Annotated in this window: 22 protein-coding genes; 17 read left to right on the top strand and 5 right to left on the bottom strand. The window is 51.9% G+C overall.

The window, feature by feature from the left end:
• Window positions 1-269: 269 nt before the first annotated feature.
• The 4 genes from Q394_RS0106500 to Q394_RS0106485 all read left to right on the top strand — a co-directional run bounded on the left by Q394_RS0106500 (window position 270) and on the right by Q394_RS0106485 (window position 6,433).
• Window positions 270-1,661 carry a hypothetical protein gene (locus Q394_RS0106500; RefSeq protein WP_156946756.1) on the top strand — a complete coding sequence of 464 codons (1,392 nt, stop codon included), beginning with the start codon at window positions 270-272 and terminating at the stop codon, window positions 1,659-1,661.
• A gap of 139 nt (window positions 1,662-1,800) precedes the next feature.
• Window positions 1,801-3,579, top strand: a complete 1,779-nt coding sequence (locus tag Q394_RS21340; RefSeq protein ID WP_028488563.1) for an AAA family ATPase — start codon at window positions 1,801-1,803, stop codon at window positions 3,577-3,579.
• A 52-nt stretch (window positions 3,580-3,631) separates the two neighbouring features.
• Window positions 3,632-5,434, top strand: a complete 1,803-nt coding sequence (locus tag Q394_RS0106490; protein WP_028488562.1) for an ATP-binding cassette domain-containing protein — start codon at window positions 3,632-3,634, stop codon at window positions 5,432-5,434.
• Between the two features lie 225 nt (window positions 5,435-5,659).
• Window positions 5,660-6,433: a methyltransferase domain-containing protein gene (locus tag Q394_RS0106485; protein ID WP_028488561.1), complete on the top strand. Its 774-nt coding sequence runs from the start codon at window positions 5,660-5,662 to the stop codon at window positions 6,431-6,433.
• A gap of 3 nt (window positions 6,434-6,436) precedes the next feature.
• Here Q394_RS0106485 and Q394_RS0106480 read toward each other — a convergent pair whose 3' ends face one another.
• Window positions 6,437-7,033 carry an SCO family protein gene (locus Q394_RS0106480; RefSeq protein ID WP_028488560.1) on the bottom strand — a complete coding sequence of 199 codons (597 nt, stop codon included), beginning with the start codon at window positions 7,031-7,033 and terminating at the stop codon, window positions 6,437-6,439.
• A gap of 149 nt (window positions 7,034-7,182) precedes the next feature.
• On the opposite strand from Q394_RS0106480, the gene Q394_RS0106475 reads away from it, so the two are divergent.
• Genes Q394_RS0106475 through Q394_RS0106440 form a run of 8 tightly spaced genes read left to right on the top strand, consistent with a single transcriptional unit; the run spans window position 7,183 to window position 12,559 of the window.
• On the top strand, window positions 7,183-8,040 hold the full coding sequence (locus tag Q394_RS0106475) for an energy transducer TonB (RefSeq protein WP_245606742.1): 858 nt from the start codon (window positions 7,183-7,185) through the stop codon (window positions 8,038-8,040).
• Between the two features lie 23 nt (window positions 8,041-8,063).
• Window positions 8,064-8,630: a YqgE/AlgH family protein gene (locus Q394_RS0106470; protein WP_028488558.1), complete on the top strand. Its 567-nt coding sequence runs from the start codon at window positions 8,064-8,066 to the stop codon at window positions 8,628-8,630.
• The gene (gene ruvX / locus Q394_RS0106465) at window positions 8,627-9,073 is read left to right on the top strand and encodes a Holliday junction resolvase RuvX (RefSeq protein WP_028488557.1); all 447 of its coding nucleotides are present in this window, start codon (window positions 8,627-8,629) and stop codon (window positions 9,071-9,073) included. Before Q394_RS0106470 ends, ruvX begins: the two co-directional genes overlap by 4 nt.
• Window positions 9,054-9,560 carry a bifunctional pyr operon transcriptional regulator/uracil phosphoribosyltransferase PyrR gene (pyrR, locus tag Q394_RS0106460; RefSeq protein WP_028488556.1) on the top strand — a complete coding sequence of 169 codons (507 nt, stop codon included), beginning with the start codon at window positions 9,054-9,056 and terminating at the stop codon, window positions 9,558-9,560. Before ruvX ends, pyrR begins: the two co-directional genes overlap by 20 nt.
• 5 nt (window positions 9,561-9,565) lie before the next feature.
• Window positions 9,566-10,096, top strand: a complete 531-nt coding sequence (gene cobU, locus Q394_RS0106455) for a bifunctional adenosylcobinamide kinase/adenosylcobinamide-phosphate guanylyltransferase (protein WP_028488555.1) — start codon at window positions 9,566-9,568, stop codon at window positions 10,094-10,096.
• Entirely contained in the window at window positions 10,084-11,127 is a 1,044-nt protein-coding gene (cobT, locus tag Q394_RS0106450; protein WP_028488554.1) for a nicotinate-nucleotide--dimethylbenzimidazole phosphoribosyltransferase, read from the top strand. Before cobU ends, cobT begins: the two co-directional genes overlap by 13 nt.
• Window positions 11,128-11,135: 8 nt before the next feature.
• Window positions 11,136-11,831 carry a histidine phosphatase family protein gene (locus Q394_RS0106445; RefSeq protein WP_084260370.1) on the top strand — a complete coding sequence of 232 codons (696 nt, stop codon included), beginning with the start codon at window positions 11,136-11,138 and terminating at the stop codon, window positions 11,829-11,831.
• Complete coding sequence (locus Q394_RS0106440) at window positions 11,831-12,559, top strand: adenosylcobinamide-GDP ribazoletransferase (protein ID WP_028488552.1); 729 nt, start codon at window positions 11,831-11,833, stop codon at window positions 12,557-12,559. Before Q394_RS0106445 ends, Q394_RS0106440 begins: the two co-directional genes overlap by 1 nt.
• A 1-nt stretch (window position 12,560) precedes the next feature.
• Here Q394_RS0106440 and Q394_RS22585 read toward each other — a convergent pair whose 3' ends face one another.
• From Q394_RS22585 to mog, 4 genes are all read right to left on the bottom strand, one after another.
• Window positions 12,561-12,737: a hypothetical protein gene (locus tag Q394_RS22585; protein ID WP_169735883.1), complete on the bottom strand. Its 177-nt coding sequence runs from the start codon at window positions 12,735-12,737 to the stop codon at window positions 12,561-12,563.
• Window positions 12,715-13,668: a hypothetical protein gene (locus tag Q394_RS0106430; RefSeq protein WP_028488551.1), complete on the bottom strand. Its 954-nt coding sequence runs from the start codon at window positions 13,666-13,668 to the stop codon at window positions 12,715-12,717. Before Q394_RS0106430 ends, Q394_RS22585 begins: the two co-directional genes overlap by 23 nt.
• A 12-nt stretch (window positions 13,669-13,680) precedes the next feature.
• Window positions 13,681-14,883: an RtcB family protein gene (locus Q394_RS0106425; protein ID WP_028488550.1), complete on the bottom strand. Its 1,203-nt coding sequence runs from the start codon at window positions 14,881-14,883 to the stop codon at window positions 13,681-13,683.
• Between the two features lie 240 nt (window positions 14,884-15,123).
• Entirely contained in the window at window positions 15,124-15,672 is a 549-nt protein-coding gene (gene mog, locus Q394_RS0106420; protein ID WP_028488549.1) for a molybdopterin adenylyltransferase, read from the bottom strand.
• Between the two features lie 163 nt (window positions 15,673-15,835).
• Here mog and Q394_RS19350 point away from each other — a divergent pair, with 163 nt between their 5' ends.
• From Q394_RS19350 to Q394_RS19345, 5 genes are all read left to right on the top strand, one after another.
• Window positions 15,836-16,264, top strand: coding sequence for a hypothetical protein (locus tag Q394_RS19350; RefSeq protein ID WP_051542947.1), 429 nt, complete (start codon window positions 15,836-15,838; stop codon window positions 16,262-16,264).
• Window positions 16,265-16,460: 196 nt separating this feature from the next.
• Window positions 16,461-16,742 (top strand): BufA1 family periplasmic bufferin-type metallophore, encoded by a 282-nt coding sequence (locus Q394_RS0106410; RefSeq protein WP_038140745.1) that lies wholly within the window; start codon window positions 16,461-16,463, stop codon window positions 16,740-16,742.
• Between the two features lie 93 nt (window positions 16,743-16,835).
• Window positions 16,836-17,309 (top strand): DoxX family protein, encoded by a 474-nt coding sequence (locus tag Q394_RS0106405; protein ID WP_084260369.1) that lies wholly within the window; start codon window positions 16,836-16,838, stop codon window positions 17,307-17,309.
• A gap of 88 nt (window positions 17,310-17,397) precedes the next feature.
• Window positions 17,398-18,237, top strand: a complete 840-nt coding sequence (gene bufB, locus Q394_RS0106400) for an MNIO family bufferin maturase (RefSeq protein WP_051542945.1) — start codon at window positions 17,398-17,400, stop codon at window positions 18,235-18,237.
• Window positions 18,224-19,033 (top strand): HvfC/BufC family peptide modification chaperone, encoded by an 810-nt coding sequence (locus Q394_RS19345; RefSeq protein ID WP_051542939.1) that lies wholly within the window; start codon window positions 18,224-18,226, stop codon window positions 19,031-19,033. Before bufB ends, Q394_RS19345 begins: the two co-directional genes overlap by 14 nt.
• Window positions 19,034-19,090: the final 57 nt, after the last annotated feature.

Below are 19,090 nucleotides of genomic sequence, written 5' to 3'. Positions count from 1 at the left end.
GCTAATCAATAAATAGCAATATTCGATTAACTTATCGATCGGGCAAAAATATGATTGGGGCATTTATTACCTTTTGGCGGCATCAGCAAGCAAAAAATAACAGTGCTTGCCCGCGAACGAGTATCAAGGGGTTCGTAGCACGCGAACAGGAATTATTGGCATTAGATAATGCTTGGCATGATGAACTCACCGGGGTATTCCTGTTGAATGCTATAGGGGGAACGGGTAAAACCGCCCTATTGCACACATGGCTAAGTAGGCTGGAAGCCTTGAATTGGTTAGGTGCAGACCAAGTATACGCTTGGTCATTCCCAGACATCACCGATGACACTAATGCACAAACACTAGCAGATGAATTTATCGAACATGCCCTGCGATGGTTTGGCTCTCACCTCACCTTGCCCAAGCAAACGCTCGAACGTGTTAACTTACTGGTGAAACTCATTCAACGCCAACGCACCCTTTTAGTCTTGGATAATTTCCCCTCTCTATCCTTTGAAGTTGACTTTCAAGAGAGCAATAATCAACCACAATCATTGGGCATTTTAATTAATTACCTTGCTGCCTATAATAATGGCTTATGCGTAATCGCCAGCCAACAGATCATTCCAGCCTGTGAACTCTTTCAACAAAACATTGTTCAACACACGCTACCAGCACTGAACGATGAGGAAGGTGCAGCACTATTACGCCAGCGTAGCGTGATGCTATTACCGAACACGCTCAGCAAAATGTCCCATGATTTTCGCGGCCACCCCCTCACACTTGATCTGCTAAGCTCCTATTTAAATAACGGGGGCGCCTTAGAAGAAGTGAATGCCATGCTTGCTTGGCGTGATGAAAAGCGCGAAAGCTTGCAACTTCGGCGAGTACTCACGCTTATTGAGCAATGGTTATGGAAAACGCCCGAATTATTACTGCTCTACCTCATTGCCCTACTGGATCGCCCTGTTACCCAAAGAGAGCTCTTTTTACTACTCAACAGCCAACGCCAAGCGTGGTTTCAACGTTGGCTAAAACCTGATGAAACGTTGCTAGCACTCACCCCCCTTAGCAAGCTCAATTTACGTGACTTTTCCAAGTTACAAAACCGCCTTTATCAAATGCGCTTAATATCCTCGTCACCTGATACCGGCGCACTGCATCTGCACAGCATGTTACGCGCTTATTTCCGTGAACGAGTCAGGGCACGCTTTCCTACTATTCCAACAAGGTTACAAAGCCTACTGGAAAAATGCACGCAAACCTCATTACCCACCTTATCACCCGATATTCCCTTATTGCCAACCAGTAACATGCTTTACCTAAAATTCGGGCACACGGATATTCAATCAACGATCACCGCCACGCGCAACCTAGGTGTTAAACTGGAAAAATCAGCCTTAAAAAAGCACTGGTATCGAGCCTCCATCATCGCCAATCATCTGTGTGAACATCATTTAATTCTTGGCAATCTCTCAGCGGCGATGTACTGCGCTCGACGTGGCGTCGCTTATGCCGAACTCAGTCATGATCAACCCAGTCTCATGCAAAATACACACTTACTCACACGATTATTGCGTGTAACTGGCGAAACTCACGAAGCCTCATGCTTATTAAAACGCGCCAATTATGCTGTTAACTCAAACAGATTGACCCAACAACTGGCGGCTAACGGCTGAACTTTCTGCTGTAAATAAGGACTGAAAATAGAGAACATCAAAACACCTACCGCCCAGAAGGCGACAGCTTGACAAGCTCAGGTGATTTGCTAACGTGTAGCTGATAACAACATTATTTGATGGGCATTGGGGAAGACAAATGACCAGGATCTTTATCCGGGACGAATACCATTGTGGGCAGCAACATATTTCTGCCGAAGATTATGTAAACCAATTTAAAGCAACCCAATTATTTGGACGTGCCCAAGATATTGGTTTTCTCAATCAGGCTTGGATCAGTACAAAGTCACGGCTATGCTTGCTGCATGGCGCAACAGGCATTGGCAAAAGTACGTTGGTACACAAATGGCTGCATCAATTACAAAACAAGCACTGGCATGATGCAGAAGCCGTCTTTCTTTGGTCATTTTATCCACCTGATCTTGCTCACGCCCCCCAAGATCCGGTAGCAGAATTTTTCCATCACGCCCTGTATTGGTTTGGTGGAGAAGAAGCACAACGCTGCCCCAATTTACTTCAAGGGGAATACCTTGCCAAATTAGTCCAGTCCCACCACACCCTACTTTTATTGGATGGGCTAGAAAACCTACAATTCAAGACAGGCAGTCTCGCTCATCAAATAGGCGACCCTCGCATCAATGTATTGCTAGAGCGGTTAGCCACACACAACCCTGGCTTATGCGTTGCCATCAGTCGAACGCCATTGGAAGGCAACTTTCTGGATAAGGCAGGCATAGAACACCATGAGTTAGGTGTATTGTCAGTCGACGCTTCGGCAGAATATTTAAGCTACAAAGGCGTGCAAGCAGATTCCGACAAACTTCGGCAAATAGCTGTCGATTATGGGCAAAATCCACTCGTATTAAGCTTACTTGGCAGCTATCTAAAAGTGTGGCACCAAGGGGATTGGCGCAAAATGGAAAGAATCCCAGTTTTAATGGATCAGAAAGCGGATGGACGCCAAGCACGCCGCATTCTGGTGGCTAACGCAACCGAGCTTCAAAACAAACCCAATGAAGCGATGCTTTACCTGCTCAGTATGCTCTACCGCCCCACACATTGGGAAACCTTGGAAGCCCTCCTCGGTAAAGAGCGCAGCTGGACAGCATTCTTCAGCAAAAAGACTCAAGATAACTATATTAATCGTATGGGTCAGTTTGCACGCCTAAACCCCAAAAAACGCCAACAAGCGATTTCACAATTAAACGAATTAGGCTTACTCGAATTATCAGGGCGTTGCTTCTGGCTTCCCCAATGGGTTAGAGAAGCTTACCAGCTGCAACTTCGGCATGACTGGCCACAAACATGGAAAGAAACTAACCAGCGTCTCATCCAATACCACGCCACTTTGCCAAAAACAGCGGAAGATATCAGCAATATCATTCCACTCAGTAGCATTCAAAAATCAGTCAAAGTCGCTGAACCGTTCAGCAGACTGTTAATAACGGCTAAGCCGGATATAACACCGGATATTACGCCTGACATCATAACCAACGCACTCGTCGTCACACCTGCCGTTATATCAATACCTGAGCTGGAGCCCATCAGTGTCGTCATACCGGAACCGGAACCCATCAGCCTCGCCATACCCGAACCCGAACCGGAACCTGTCAGTGTGATCATACCCGAGCCTGAGCCTGAGTCTGAGCCGGAACCTGTCAGCGTCGTCATACCCGAACCCGAACCTGAGCCGGAACCTGTTGCGGCAGAAATGATACCGATACAACAAGCATCCAGCTTAACTCGTCAGGATATCGACAAAATGATCGACCTAATGACACACCTTAAGCGTTACAAAAATTCCTTACAAATGTTGCAAATCCGTACCAAAAAATACCAAAAACACGTCAAGCAACTGGATAAGGAGGTACAATCCATGCACTATCCACTCACAAAGACAGGTACAGACACCCGCTAAGACCAAGGGCGCATACCTGTTGCTTTAGCGGCTTACTATTTCGACAGGTATTATGGCTCTACTTCACTTACGCAATATCCATCTGGAAAACGGCGACAATCGCCTGTTTGACGGCATCGACCTCACCATTGAACAAGGCGAACGCTTGTGTCTGGTCGGGCGCAACGGCACGGGGAAATCCACCCTGATGAAGCTGCTGTGCCGCGACATCCAGCCCGACGATGGCGAAATGATCCATCAACCCGAACTCAAGATTGCCCGGCTGCAACAAGACGTGCCCCACGATCTGGAAGCCCGCATCTTCGACATCGTAGCCGAAGGCTTAGGCGTGGTAGAACCCGAAGACGAATGGCAAATTCAATGGAAAGTCGAAACGGTGCTCTCACGCATCCAGCTTGACCCCGACACCCTCTTTGAAAGCCTCTCCGGTGGCTGGAAACGCCGCGCCCTGTTAGCCCGCGCCCTCGTCGGCGAACCCGACCTGCTGCTGCTGGACGAACCAACCAACCACCTCGACATCCCCGCGATCGAATGGCTGGAAAACTTCCTGATGGGCTTCAAAAGCACCCTGCTATTCGTTAGCCATGACCGCTCTTTCGTGCAAAAACTGGCCACCCGCATTATCGAACTCGACCGGGGCAAACTCACCAGTTGGCCGGGCAATTTCCAGAAATACCAGGAAAACAAACAAGCCGCGCTCGATGCTGAAGCCCAACAAGCCGCACTTTTCGACAAACGCATGGCAGAAGAAGAAGTCTGGATCCGCCAAGGCGTCAAAGCCCGCCGCACCCGCAACGAAGGCCGCGTGCGCCGCCTCGAAGCCATGCGCGAAGAATTCAAGCAACGCCGCAACCTGCAAGGCAAAGTCACCGCCCAAATCGGTCAAGCGGACAGTTCCGGCAAAGTCGTCGTCGAAGCCGAACACCTCGATTACGGCTGGGATGGCACACTGCTGATTCAAGACTTCAACACCACCGTATTACGTGGCGACAAAATCGGCATTATCGGCCCTAACGGTGTCGGTAAAACCACCCTGATCAAGCTACTGTTGGGGCAATTACAACCCACAGCGGGCAAGGTTAACCTCGGTACCCGCCTGCAAATCGCCTACTTCGACCAACACCGGGCGCAATTCGACGGTGAAAAGAACCTGCGCGATAATATCGCCTCTGGCTCGGATTTTGTCGAAGTTAACGGCCAAAAACGCCATATCATCAGCTATTTACAAGACTTCTTGTTTACCCCGCTGCAAATCCAGAAGCCAGTGAAAGTGCTATCCGGCGGCGAACGCAACCGCTTGTTGCTGGCACGCTTATTCGCCCAACCATCCAATCTGCTGGTATTGGACGAACCGACCAACGACCTCGATGCCGAAACGCTGGAACTGCTTGAAGAACTGCTGATCGACTACCAAGGCACTTTGTTGCTGATCTCGCATGACCGGAGTTTCCTCAACTCAGTCGTCACCCGCAGCATCGTGTTTGAAAATGATACCGTTGGCGAATACGCCGGTGGTTACGACGACTGGCTGTTACAACGTCCAACGCCATTATCCGACAAAGACAAAGCGGCTGCCAAAACGGAAAAAGCCGTAGAAAAGCCGGTGGAAGCTGCAAAACCTGCACCGAAAACCAAAAAACTCAGTTTCAAAGATCAGCGCGAACTGGAGCAGCTGCCTGCTATCATTGAAAAGTTGGAAATTGCGATTGCGGCCTTACATAAACTGATGAGCCAACCTGACTTCTATCAGCAAAATAATGCGCAGGTAGTCGCCCGGCAAGAGGAATTACAAGGCTTGGAAAGCGAGCTAGAAACGGCATTTGCACGCTGGGAAAATCTCGAACAACAGACCTAATTCCGCATAAAAAAACCGGCTTACTAAAAGTAAGCCGGTGAAATATGTGCCAGTGGTCAGTTGAGGGGTCTTACTGGCACATTAAGTTGATGTTCCATGAAGAAGTACAACTTTCTTGAAGTATAAGGCATAATAGGTAAACAGCGGTTTACACATCAAGTTTTTTTCGTGATTTTCGCCGAAAAAATCGGCGAAACAGCCTAGTAACCACCATAGGTTTCTACATTGAAGCAAGACCGTATTTTCGATGGACTGGCGCAACGCTTCCAACGCAGCATTTACGATGACCCACGTGGACTCATTCGTCTGGCCATTTTGCAAGACGATTTACAACCCTTAGTCATGCACCGCAGCAGCCAACCCTTGCGGATTCTAGATGCAGGCGGCGGCTTGGGACAAATGGCTATCTGGCTGGCACAGCAAGGCCATCATGTCGTATTAGCAGAACCGTCCGGCGACATGTTACAACGCGCCGAAGCCGCGATTGTCGAACAAGGTTTACAAGATTCTATCCACTTGATGCAAGCCAGCGTACAAGAGCTACAGCCTAAGGATTGCGGAACATTTGATCTAATCATCTTCCACGCCGTACTCGAATGGCTGGCAGAACCCCGTGCTGCACTGGAACAATTGCTGCATTGCCTAACACCGGGTGGTTCGCTGTCACTGATGTTCTTCAACCATCACTCTACCGTCATGCGCCGTCTGATTGTGGGGGATCTGGACACAGTACGTCGAGGCGACATCGCCAGTAACGGCCATCAAGGGCTGGCCCCCATTTCACCCCTGAAACCAGAAGAAGTGCTTGGTTGGTTGAACGAACTAGGCTTGGAGCTAGGCACATGGTCAGGTGTACGCTGTTTTTACGACTACATGTACCACAATGTGCGCAAAACGGCGAAGCTGGAAGACGTTTTACCGCTGGAACGCCTCTATTCACAACAAGAACCATGGCGTTCACTCGCACGTTACCAGCACATGCTGTGCCGCAAACCGTAAGCCTTACAACCAGCGGCGGATAGCGGCGGCCAATTCTGCGGGTGGCACGGCATGTTGCACTTGCTCTTGTAACTTACCTTGCTTATCCAGCACATACAGGACGGCAGAATGATCAATGGTGTAAGCCATCGCCGACCCCGGCACTTCCACCTTGCGGTAAAATACACCATAGCGGCGGGTAATTTCCTGCAATGCCGCCTGCGCTCCACTCACGCCAACGAGACTGGGGTGGAAATACCTCACGTACTGTTGAATATGCGCCAAAGTATCCCGCTCAGGGTCAACAGAAACAAATAAACCTTGCACTTTTGCCACTTCAACCGGAGTCAACAAAGCCATTGCGGCTTTAAGAGTAGCCATAGACGTCGGGCAAATATCCGGGCAAGCCGTATAACCAAAATACAGCACTACCACTTTTCCCCGAAAATCGGCCAAATTAACCGCACCATCAGCCGATTGCAGGGTGAAATCCCCCCCGGTAGGCAAAGGTAAATGGGATTTTTTGTCCCCCGTGGATAGCCACCCTGTACCCATCACTAACCAAGCGCCCCCCACACCTAGCACCACGGCTAGCAACAATCCGAGCATTTGTTTCAACATAAGGCTCTACTCAACTGACTCATTAAAGTGTTAAGATACCCCTAATAGAAGGGGCTATCCTTGAAAAAAAACAAGCAGGATAATATAAAAAACAATGTCCTGTCCGTGGAAAACATCATCTACGTATTATAACAATGACTGTATTACCCATGAATTTAGCAGATGAACCGCTAGCAAAAACCTTTCCAATCGCCGCAGTATTACACCTGCTGCTGATTTTCGGCGTGAGTTTCGTCCCGGAAATCAACCAGAACACCAAGTTCGCCCCGGTGCTGGACATTACCTTGGTGCAAACGCATTCTGACACCGTGCCCGATATGGTGGATTTTATTGCCCAGGCCAATCAGCAAGCCAGTGGCAGCAGCGATGAAAAGAACCGCCCACAAAGCCCGCTTTCCTCACTGTTACCGATAGAAAGTAGTGGTGAATCACCGCTCCAATCGGAAGCAGGTTCGCCTGACACGCCGCTCAAGCTCACCCCACAAATCCTCACCACTAAAGGTGAAACCTTCAAACGTGTCGAAAAAATGCCAGAGCAACCTGAAGAAAACGAGGATGTGCCTGTCGCCGACGAACGCACCGATGCCACCGAAGAAATTGCCCAATTACTCGCCGAAATGGATGAGGATGAAGCAAAGTATGCGCGTCGCCCACGCATCCACTTCATCGATGCCGTCAGCGCCAAAAGTGCCGTAGAAGCCGAATACATCGACACCTGGATCAAGAAAATTGAACGTATCGGTAATATTAACTTCCCCGAAGAAGCCATTGCCCGCAACCTCAGTGGCAAACTTATCCTGAATGCCACTCTGGATCATGAGGGACGTGTCGTGGATGCGCAAATTAGTCTATCATCAGGGTATGACGTGTTGGACAAAGCGGCGCTGCGCATTATCAAACTCGCAGGCCCTTACCCCGCACTGCCTGAAGAAATCCGTCGCAAGTGGGATCAACTCAACATTACTCGCACGTGGATTTTCCACAGCGGCATCCTGAATACCCAGTAAGCCCAGCATTAACCGGAACAGCCGTGACCCAAGATATACTCAACCTGCGTAACCATCTGCTGATCGCCATGCCTAACATGGGCGACCCGAACTTTGACCATACGGTCAGCCTGATCTGTCAGCATGATGAATTTGGTGCATTTGGCGTCGTCATCAACCGCCCACTCGGTATGACGGTGGGGGAACTGTTTGAGCAATTGGATATTACTATCGAAGATCCACACATTGCCGGGCAATTTGCCCTCAGTGGCGGCCCCGTACAAGCCGAACAAGGCTTTGTATTGCACGACGGCTCACGCAATTGGGAAAGCACTTTACGGGTATCAGAGGAATTGGCACTGACCTCCTCCCGCGACATCCTGCAAGACATTGCTCACGGCACAGGTCCTGCACACTTCTTACTGCTGCTGGGCTGTGCAGGCTGGAGCCCCGGTCAAGTTGAGCATGAAATCAAGGAAAACACTTGGCTCACCTGCCCGTGCACTTCCCCCATTCTGTTTGACATGGCGTATCAGGATCGCTGGCAAGGTGCCGCACGAACACTGGGTATCGACGTTAACCTGCTAGGCATTGCAGCAGGTCACGCATGAGCCACATGACGGTCTTAGGCTTTGATTATGGCAAGGCACGCATTGGCGTTGCCATTACCAATACCCTCACCGGTATCGCCACCCCGCAATCCACCGTGCAAGCGCACGATGGTGTTCCAGACTGGAACGCCATTACCCGCTGCCTGCAAGAATGGCAACCCAAACGCTTGGTGGTAGGAATGCCCCGCAAGCTGGATGGCTCGGATAGTGCCATGCAAGAACCGATTTTACGCTTCATCCGCCAATTGGAAGGCCGCTACGGTCTGCCAGTGGACGTGGTGAGTGAACAACTGTCTTCCCTCGAAGCCGAGCAACGTCTCAAGCAGACACGGCAAGCGGGGCGTAAACGTAAAGTGCGCAAAGAAGAAATTGACCAAATAGCAGCAACCATCATTCTGGAAAGCTGGATTCAGGAATACCATCATGGACAACAAAAATTATAACGTCACCGCGCTGCTCGACCAGCTCGAACAGCAGACTCGCCAATGGATACAGAACCACCATATTACCGACCCAATAATGGTCGGTCTGCATACGGGTGGCGTTTGGGTGGCACAAGCCTTGCGCCAGCGCCTCAATATCCCAGAAGAGCTGGGCGAGCTGAACACCACGTTCTACCGTGACGATTTCAGTCAGGTTGGGTTACACCGCCAGCAAAAGCCTTCACGCCTGCCGTTTGAGATTGAAAACCGCCACGTACTACTGGTGGATGACGTCATCTACACCGGGCGCACCCTACGCGGCGCGATGAATGAGCTGTTCGATTTCGGCCGCCCTGCCAGCATCACCGCCATCGCGCTGATTGCCCGCGAAGGCCGCGAACTGCCGATTGAACCGCAAATTGTCGCACTGCATGAAGAGCCGGGCAGCGCTTTCCGCTACCAGATTTCCGGCCCGGAACCGCTGACCCTGCAATTACTGGAAGCCTGACACCCTTGCAAGCCTTAATCCTTGGCGGTGCACGCTCCGGCAAAAGTCGCCACGCTGAAACCCTTGCCCAGCAGTCCGGGCGTGAGGTGGTGTACATCGCCACTGCGACTGCGCACGATGCCGAAATGCACGCCCGCATTGCCCACCACCGTGCGTCACGCCCCGCCCATTGGCAGACCATTGAAGAACCGCTGGCACTAGCAACCACTCTGCAACAACAGGCTGCTCCCGGACGCTTGCTACTGGTTGACTGCCTAACCCTGTGGCTCACCAACCTACTCTGCCACGAAGACCCCAACCGTCTGCCCACTGAAACACAAGCCTTGCTGGCGTGCTTACCAGAATTACCCGGTGATCTGCTACTGGTTAGCAATGAAGTTGGCTTAGGTATTATTCCTTTAGGTGAATTAACCCGCCGTTACGTTGATCATGCAGGCCAGCTCCACCAGCAACTAGCCGCACAGTTGGAAACGGTGGTATTCATGATGGCAGGTTTGCCGCACCCACTGAAAGGAGTTATGACATGGAATGGTTAAAGACCCCCGTAAAAGCCCCCAATGCGGCGGCGATAGCAGCCGCACACTTACGCCAGTCGCAACTCACCAAACCCCCCGGCGCACTGGGCGAGCTGGAAGCTGTCGCTATCCGCCTTGCCGGTTTACAAGGCCGTGAACAACCCTGCATCGACACGGTACACATCAGTGTATTCGCGGCCGACCACGGAGTGGCAGAAGAGGGCGTTTCAGCCTTCCCGCAAGCCGTTACGGTGCAAATGGTGCACAACTTCCTGAAGGGCGGCGCTGCGATTAACGTGCTGGCACGCGAACTCGGCGCAACCCTGGAAATCATTGATGTCGGTATGAAAACCGTGGTGACACACCCCAAGCTGATTAGCCAACGGGCAGGTGACGGCACGGCAAATAGCGCCCTTGATGCCGCCATGACCAGCACCCAGCTCAGCCTTGCGCTGCAAGCCGGGGCGGATGCGGCAGAACGCGCCCACGCCAACCATGCCGAACTATTCATCGGCGGGGAAATGGGCATTGCCAATACCACCGCCGCAACCGCGATGTATTGCGCCTTGCTGGATGTGGCAATACTCGACGCCACCGGCCCCGGCACAGGTCTGGACCGCGACGGCATGGTACACAAAGTAAACGTGATTCGCCGCATCCTCAACCAGCACCGCAGCCATTTCGACGAGCCGCTGGAAGTGTTGCGCCGCCTCGGTGGCTTTGAAATCGCTGCCCTGACTGGCGCGTATCTGCGAGCTGCCCAACTTGGCTTGCCTGTACTAGTCGACGGCTTCATCAGCACTGCCGCCGCACTGATTGCTATCAAGGTGCAATCCACCGTGGCAGACTGGTTATTTCTTTCTCATACCTCAGCAGAACCGGGGCATGTTTTTGCCGTTACCGAATTAAAACAACGCCCTCTGCTAGACTTGAACTTACGCTTGGGTGAAGGTAGCGGTGCTGCGATTGCTGTCCCCCTGTTACGCTTAGCCTGTGCGTTACACAATCAGATGGCCACCTTCGACGAAGCGGCTGTAGCCGGAAAACTGTGAGTACCGCGATGCAAAATGACACTGACACAAGCAATATAAACCCTGATATCCTTTCCGATGAGCATCAAGAAATACTGGAGCAGCCAGAGGAAAAACAACCTGAACCCATTACCACCCCCACCACAATAGACTTATTGCGGCACGGACAAGTGGTAACCCCAAACCTATTTTGCGCCCCCGGCAATGAACCACTCGGCAATCACGGTTGGAAACAACTAACACTGGCAACTCAGCACGGGCACTGGGATATGGTCATCAGTTCACCTAGCCGACGCTGCCATGACTTTGCCCGCCTGCTCGCGCAGCGCTTGAATTGCCCCTTTGGAGTTGACCCGCGCTTTGGGGAAATGGATTTTGGCGACTGGATTGGTAAACCCCAAACCACCATCTGGGAAGAATACCCTGAACTGATGCAACAACTGTGGTATCAGCCGCGCCGTTTTGTCGCACCCAATGGCGAGGCGATGGAAGATTTCATTGACCGGGTACAACAAGCCTGGGAAGAATTACAAGCTCACTATGCTGGAAAAAATATTTTGCTGTTGACCCATGCAGGTGTGATTCGTGTCGTACTGGCTAAAGTGTTAGATATCCTCTACCAACGCAGTTTGCGGTTTGAAGTTGGCTACGCGCAGATCACTCGGGTACGCATTTACCCCGACGGTGAAACATCATTATTAGGGCACGGTTTGCCTCACGCCTGATGCTAACACACCTATTCCTTGCCATTTCCTTCCTCACACGCTTGCCTGTACCCGCGCTTGGGAAACTAGAACCGCCTGATTTTGCGCGTGCTGCGTTGTACTACCCGCTAGTAGGCTTGCTGATTGGCGGTTTATTGTGCCTCCCTATGCTCGTGTTTCCTCATGCTTCACCTGTGTTATTGGCGGCTATCCTCACCGTGCTATGGGCAGCGTTGACCGGTGGGCTGCATTTGGATGGTCTGGCAGACAGTGCTGATGCATGGCTCGGTGGCTTTGGCAATGCGGAGAAAACTCAACGTATCCTGAAAGACCCGTTGGTGGGGGCGGCTGGAGTGATTGCGGTGGTTGGGGTATTACTCTTGAAATTCGCCGCATTGGCTGTCTTACTTGAACATCACCACTGGCAGATTATCCTGCTTACTCCACTGATCGGGCGAATACTGATTTTGCTACTGTTTTTGACCACCCCGTATGTACGCGCAGACGGACTAGCCAGTGCGGTGACACAATATTTACCACGCACCATAGCATGGTGGATAACGCTGGGGGGCTTGTTACTAGGATTAGTCGTTTCCGGTGCAGCTATCAGCCTAACATTATTGGGCTTTTGGCTATTACGACGACTCATGCTACAACGCTTACAAGGCTGTACTGGCGATACCGCTGGTGCAAGTGTGGAAATCGGTGAGATGTTTTGGCTAGTCGGTGCGGCAATCATCATTACTTGAGCTAAGCCGCCAACGCATCGGGGCCGGAAAATCCGACCCCTGCTTTATTCACCAGCTTGCGTAGTTGACGTTTGTGTTCCTGCCGCTTGGCAGAATGGCTTTTTTCGTGGACACCCCCCCGATGGATAAACAAGTGGTGCGCGACGGGATTGCGGCTACGCCGCTGCTTTTTTGCCATGAGATTTCTCCTGTGTTGGCAGTTTGAACCATTGCGCCTTACCGTGCCGTTGCAGGTAATGCAGATAGCGGACAGGTTTGAGGAAGTCCGGCGCTTCGCTGGTTTTGACGAAGCAAAACTTTTTCGGTAAATCGGTGTACAAATAACGCGGCGGCTTGCCGTATTCGTAATAGCGCTCAATGCCCTTGAGGCGATTGCCAGTGTCGTAGCTGTGGTAAAACACTTCACGAATCCCCAGTTCACGCCGGATAAAACACAGTGCTGCGGTCAAAATCGCCTCATCCCATACCTTGGAGTAAGGGCGTAACACTTCACGGTATTGCTGCATCTTGTCAGCACCATACTGCCAATCCTGATCACTATTTGCCGCATTCTTTACCCAATCGGATTGGATTTCCTCGATCAACGCCTGATTGCTGGCAAAATCGAGGTCGATCCGCGCCCATGCCAGCGTTTCCAAACGGCCATCCTTACGTACTGGATGCCCGTGGTAAGAAAACGGGGCAACACCTCCATCCGTATGGATCAGCGTTTTGAAAGGTTGCTGGTGGTCATTGGCAAAATTGAGTTGCAGCACCAAGTCGTAACCGGTGCGGCAAATCTGTTTCCAGTGACGGTCGTCCTTGTCGTCAGTACCCCATTCGTCCAGCGTCAGGATGAAATTCAGCGGCTTGTGGGTACGGTATTCCGCAGCAACGGCTTCCAGATGCCACGGCTCCAGCACGCCGTTGCCTGCCAAGGCCAAAGCTTCCGCGACAATGGGTTTGGTCAACAGTTTGGCGTAAGGGGAGCGGCGCAATGCGCCAATCCCCATGCCGTTGCCGATGTAGTCCTTGAGCAATTGCAGGGCGTAGCTTTCCGGTGCGTAGTGGAACACCGTGCGGCTGCCGCTTAAGCATTCGCGAATCATGTCAACTTGGGTTTTTTCCATGATGCACCGCCTTTAACCTTTCACACAAATGACTTGACGCAGTGTATGTACGACCTCGACCAGATCGCTTTGGTTCTGCATCACCACGTCGATGTCTTTGTACGCGCCGGGAATTTCATCGACCACGCCCTTGTCCTTGCGGCATTCGATACCCTTGGTCTGCGCTTCCAGATCGAGGGTGTTGAAACGCCGTTTAGCCTCGGTGCGGCTCATGCGTCGCCCCGCACCGTGCGAGCACGAGCAGAACGATTGCGCATTACCCAAGCCGCGCACGATGTAGGATTTCGCACCCATGCTGCCGGGAATAATGCCGAGCTGCCCCAGTTGCGCACTGATGGCACCCTTGCGAGTCAGGTAGACTTCCGCACCGAAGTGCTCTTCCTTTTGCACGTAATTGTGGTGGCAGTTGATCGCTTCGCGGGTGGTAGTGAATGCGGGCAAAGCTTTGCTACGTTGCAAGGCATCCAGCACCAAGCGCATCATTTCGCGACGGTTGACCGTGGCGTAATCCTGCGCCCAGCCGACCGCTTCCACGTAATCGTCGAAATGCTGCGTGCCTTCGGTGAAGTAGGCTAAATCCTTGTCAGGGAGTTGACCCAATTCGCGACCCACATCCTTTTTGGCCTTTTCGATGAAATAGCGCCCGATGGCATTGCCGACACCCCGGCTACCGGAATGCAACATGACCCACACGTCGTCGCTTTCGTCGAGGCACAGTTCAATGAAATGGTTGCCGCCGCCGAGTGTGCCGAGTTGCTTACCCCATTGGCGGTGAAAGTTTTTCAACATTTTCACCAGACCGGGGTGCTTGTCGGTAATCACATCCAGATGCTTCCCCATGTTATTGAGGGTAGAACCGTTGAGGGTGGGGCGCACGTGTTCGTCAAAACCCGTGGGTACGCGCTGTTCAATCGCACTGCGGATGTTGTACAGGTTATCGGGCAAGTCGTGGGCTTTGAGTGACAAACGCACCGCATTCATTCCACAACCAATATCGACCCCCACCGCCGCCGGAATAATCGCGCCGCGTGTGGGAATCACTGAACCCACAGTCGCACCAATGCCGTGATGCACGTCTGGCATCGCCGCAATGTGGCTGTGGATGAAGGGCAGTTGCGACAAATTCCCCAATTGTGTCAGCGAGCCGCTGTCCACATCGTCGGTGAAAATCTTGACCGGAACTTTGCCCTTATTGAGCATAAAACTGATAGGCATAAAAAAACCCCGTTGGTTTTTACGCCATCCGGGGTTTTCGACATGCTGTACACGAAGCACCGCATTCTTACGCCGGATGACTGAGATCAGTCCCCCGGCACAAGCGCGGGAGACACTAAATGATTAAATTCCTTTGTGTATATACGTTCAGCATGGGTGTCTCCATAGTTAGGGTTGATAATGGCTGAGAAGTTTAGCGGCAATACGGTGAATGTCAATAACAATATCATCTGAACCAGATTAACGCGGTTTTGCGTGCGCTGGACGGAATGCCTTGCATTGCGACGGGTCAGCTTCCAGATACGCAGCTTCAATCAAATCAAGGCAGTACGGAATCGCCGGGAACACTGCTTGCAAACAATCATCAATCGCGGAAGGCTTACCCGGCAAATTGACAATCAAACTGCGCCCCCGGATGCCAGCGGTCTGGCGCGACAAAATCGCCGTCGGCACAAACTTCAATGAAGCCGTGCGCATCAACTCGCCAAATCCCGGCAGCATTTTGCTGCACACGGCCTCAGTCGCCTCAGGCGTTACGTCACGCAAAGCAGGGCCTGTACCACCCGTGGTAACAATCAGGCTGCAACCTTCCACGTCACTAAGTTCACGCAAGGCCGCTTCAATATCAGGCTGTTCATCGGGAATCACCCGCGCCACGGCTTCCCACGGGCTGGTTAACACCCGGCCAAACCACGCCTGGATGGCAGGGCCACCCTTGTCTTCGTATTCGCCCCGGCTGGCGCGGTCGGAAATCGTCAAAATGCCAATGCGGGCAATAGGGTCTGTCATGTCGTCAATCCTGCTTGGGTGTTGGGGAAGCCCCTATTGTAGGGCAAACCATCCCCATTGAAAAAAAAGCTCATCGCCATGAAAAACCTCTTTACATTAGAGTTTCCTAATATTATAATACTCTCATATTGAAACTTATCTGAATTCGCTAGGAGATACACACATGAAATTACAAGTTATCGCATTCGCTACTTTGATCGCCCTCTCTACTGCTGCTTCCGCAGAGTTCTTCAACGGCTTCGACAATGGTTCTGCTGTGGGTAACGGCGCAACTCAAAGCAACGGTGCTACGTCTGCCACTGGCAACACTTACGGCAACGGCGCTTCTGATGTTAACGGCTGGGGTCGTGGTAAAGGCGACGCAGACGGCGAAGTTGAATTTGCTGTTACCTTCAAAGGCAAAGGCAAAACCAATATGAATACCGACATGGCTGCTAACGGTAAAGGCAACGGTGACTGGTACGGCGCAGGTAACGGTTATGGTTACGGCAATGGCAACAGCAACGTTGCAGGCAATGGTCAAACGGCTAAAGCGGGTTCTGCGCCAATGATGATGGCTCCACAAGCACCTGTTGCACCGGCTGCCAAGTAATCAGCAATAACACTCATTAAAGAACACCACACTTTCTAAAGCTTCCTAGCAGAAGTTAAAAGGGGGGATTTCTTCGGAAATCTCCCCTTTTTTGCATCTAAACCGTATCCAGCTCCGTATAACGTTTACCTGCAACAAAACAAGCAGGTAATCAATACAAATGACTTTAGCGTATTAAGGAGTTAAGACAATGAACATGAACAAATCTGTAATGGCTGCGGCACTGATGGCATTGGGTATGGCAGCAACATCTGGCACATTATTAGCTGATAATCATGGAGAACAGGCCAAAGTCGAAATGGAAAAATGTTCCGGCATCGTCAAGGCTGGCATGAATGAGTGTGGTGCAAACGGTCACGCTTGTGCAGGTCAAGCCAAGGAAGACAATACCGCAGGCGAATGGATCAAAATGCCCAAAGGTACTTGCGAAAAAATCACGGGCGGCGTTGTATTGTCAGAAGACAAAAAAGCCATGTAAGTAACATTTCCTCCTTCCATAACGCAGCCCCTCCCTTCCGGGAGGTGGCCTGCCATCCCCACTTACGGCAATCGCCGACATAAGGAATTCCTGATGAAAAACCCCATTACACTACCTGCTTTCCTAATGGGTGAATGCTGGCCTTTGGACAGTTTCCTAAAACCCTTAACCCTGCTGGGTTTTCGCCTGTATGTGGCATGGGTGTTTTTTGCCTCCGGCCTGACCAAGATCCAGAGTTGGTCGAGTACGCTGTACCTGTTTGAGGATGAATACCACGTCCCGCTGTTGTCACCTGAACTGGCTGCCTATCTGGGGACAGCGGCGGAACTGGTCTTACCGGTACTACTAATCGTGGGTTTACTGTCACGCCCGGCAGCGTTGGCACTCTTCGTATTCAACATCGTGGCGGTCGTCTCCTATCCTTACCTGTGGACGATAGATGGCGCGGGTGGCTTCTGGCAGCATGTCGTGTGGGGCGCAATGATCTGGGTCGTGTTTGTATTCGGGTCGGGCAAGTGGGCGCTGGATTACCCTCTGAGCCAATATTTGCGGCAGCGGTACGGCTAGAGTTGCCAGCTTCTGACCGGTATGCATCCAAACCCGGACAAGCTCCGTATAAGCACTATCTGTTTCAGCGTAGGGAAAATCTTAGCCCATGAACCTAAACACAACGATCAACCACCCCGTCAGCGGCTGCGGGGTGGGCTTGCGCCCCCAGCACATTGACCAGATTACGGATACCAAGCCCGCCATTCCTTGGCTGGAAATTCTCACCGACAATTACCTGTTACCCGGCAGTGTGCAGCAGGATTACCTGTTTGAAATCGCCGAACATTACCCGCTGACCTTTCACGGTGTTGGCATGTCGCTAGGTTCAACTGACCCGCTGAATAGCGAATACTTTAAGCGCGTCAAAGCCTTGGTTGAGCGCGTGAACCCTGCATGGATTTCCGACCACCTGTGTTGGACATCGGTACACGGGCTGGTAACGCACGACCTGATCCCTTTGCCTTACACCGAGGAAACCATCCGCCATGCCGCCAGTCGTATCCGTCAGGCGCAAGACATACTGGGGCGCAGGCTGGTCATCGAAAACGTTTCCAGTTACCTGCAATACCAGCAGTCAACCATGAGTGAATGGGATTTCCTGTGCGCCGTGGCGGAAGAAGCCGATTGCCATATCCTGCTCGACGTGAACAACATTTACGTGAGTGCCTGCAACCATGCGTTTGATCCGCTGGATTACTTGAACGCGATTCCTGTAGAACGGGTGCAAGAAATCCACCTCGCGGGCTATGAAGATCGGGGTACACACTTGCTGGATACCCACGGCTACCCGGTCAGCGATGCGGTATGGGAATTGTATGCGCAAGCCATCCAGCGCTTGGGTGCAATCCCCACCCTGATTGAATGGGACAACAACGTGCCGGAACTCGGCACTCTACTGACCGAAGCCCGTAAAGCAGCAGAGGTACAAGCCCATGTCCTTGCCTGAACTTCAATACCGTTTCATCAACGCCATCTTTGACCGTGACCAACGGGATGCCGCAGCAGCACTGGTAAAAGCCCACGGCGCACTCGATGCAGTGCAACGGGTGGGCATTTACCGCAACAGTGTCCACGGCATTTTGCTGCAATACCTCCGTTCACTGTATCCGGTGTGCCAGCAATTGCTAGGCGATGACTTTTTTGAAGCTGCCAGCGACAGGTATATTGACCAATCACCCCCAACCCGTCCGTTTCTCGCCGAATACGCTGACGAGTTTGCTGATTTCCTGCACCACTACCCAGCATTAAGCACCATGCCGTGGATAGCCGAGATAGCACGGCTGGAATGGGCGCGGCATCAGGCATGGAACGCGGTTAACCAGCCTGCCTCGGATTTTGCCCAACTGGCGCTGCTGGATGCCGGGCAACAGGAACACCTGACGCTGCACACCCCAAATTCTGCCCACCTGTTGCAATCGCCTTACGCCATCCATCCCATCTGGTTGGCACACCAACCCGAAGACCACCCCGATAAATTGCCACTGGAACGCCTTCAGATTCAGCAAGCAAGCACTGTCTTGATATGGCGGACAGGGCGGCGTTTACAACAAGTTGTGCTGGATAAACAGGCGTGGGATTTTCTTGCGGCGGTACAGCAGCGGGCAACACTGCCTGAATTGGCCGAGCGTTTTCAGGAACAGCTAGCGGCCTTGCTGATGAATGCTGTGCAGCGGGGCTGGATACTGTCTTTCAGCACGGATCTAGTGCACTCGGAAAGCGTCTCCTGTGAAAGTTGTATCTAAACTGTCTCCAGCTCCGTATTACCTCTGCCCGTAACAAAACAAGCAGGCAATACACTT

Source organism: Thiothrix lacustris DSM 21227, from assembly GCF_000621325.1.
Classification (GTDB): Bacteria; Pseudomonadota; Gammaproteobacteria; order Thiotrichales; family Thiotrichaceae; genus Thiothrix; species Thiothrix lacustris.
This window is presented reverse-complemented; position numbering and strand designations above follow the sequence as displayed.

Bases quoted from the DNA above. Each gene is read 5' to 3' on its own strand.
- Q394_RS21340 (WP_028488563.1), top strand. From the start codon at position 1,801: ATGACCAGGATCTTTATCCGGGACGAATACCATTGTGGGCAGCAACAT.
- Q394_RS0106490 (WP_028488562.1), top strand. From the start codon at position 3,632: ATGGCTCTACTTCACTTACGCAATATCCATCTGGAAAACGGCGACAAT.
- Q394_RS0106480 (WP_028488560.1), bottom strand. From the start codon at position 7,033: ATGTTGAAACAAATGCTCGGATTGTTGCTAGCCGTGGTGCTAGGTGTG.
- Q394_RS0106475 (WP_245606742.1), top strand. From the start codon at position 7,183: ATGAATTTAGCAGATGAACCGCTAGCAAAAACCTTTCCAATCGCCGCA.
- ruvX (WP_028488557.1), top strand. From the start codon at position 8,627: ATGAGCCACATGACGGTCTTAGGCTTTGATTATGGCAAGGCACGCATT.
- pyrR (WP_028488556.1), top strand. From the start codon at position 9,054: ATGGACAACAAAAATTATAACGTCACCGCGCTGCTCGACCAGCTCGAA.
- cobT (WP_028488554.1), top strand. From the start codon at position 10,084: ATGGAATGGTTAAAGACCCCCGTAAAAGCCCCCAATGCGGCGGCGATA.
- Q394_RS0106445 (WP_084260370.1), top strand. From the start codon at position 11,136: ATGCAAAATGACACTGACACAAGCAATATAAACCCTGATATCCTTTCC.
- Q394_RS0106440 (WP_028488552.1), top strand. From the start codon at position 11,831: ATGCTAACACACCTATTCCTTGCCATTTCCTTCCTCACACGCTTGCCT.
- Q394_RS22585 (WP_169735883.1), bottom strand. From the start codon at position 12,737: ATGGCAAAAAAGCAGCGGCGTAGCCGCAATCCCGTCGCGCACCACTTG.
- Q394_RS0106430 (WP_028488551.1), bottom strand. From the start codon at position 13,668: ATGGAAAAAACCCAAGTTGACATGATTCGCGAATGCTTAAGCGGCAGC.
- Q394_RS0106425 (WP_028488550.1), bottom strand. From the start codon at position 14,883: ATGCCTATCAGTTTTATGCTCAATAAGGGCAAAGTTCCGGTCAAGATT.
- mog (WP_028488549.1), bottom strand. From the start codon at position 15,672: ATGACAGACCCTATTGCCCGCATTGGCATTTTGACGATTTCCGACCGC.
- Q394_RS19350 (WP_051542947.1), top strand. From the start codon at position 15,836: ATGAAATTACAAGTTATCGCATTCGCTACTTTGATCGCCCTCTCTACT.
- Q394_RS0106410 (WP_038140745.1), top strand. From the start codon at position 16,461: ATGAACAAATCTGTAATGGCTGCGGCACTGATGGCATTGGGTATGGCA.
- Q394_RS0106405 (WP_084260369.1), top strand. From the start codon at position 16,836: ATGAAAAACCCCATTACACTACCTGCTTTCCTAATGGGTGAATGCTGG.
- bufB (WP_051542945.1), top strand. From the start codon at position 17,398: ATGAACCTAAACACAACGATCAACCACCCCGTCAGCGGCTGCGGGGTG.
- Q394_RS19345 (WP_051542939.1), top strand. From the start codon at position 18,224: ATGTCCTTGCCTGAACTTCAATACCGTTTCATCAACGCCATCTTTGAC.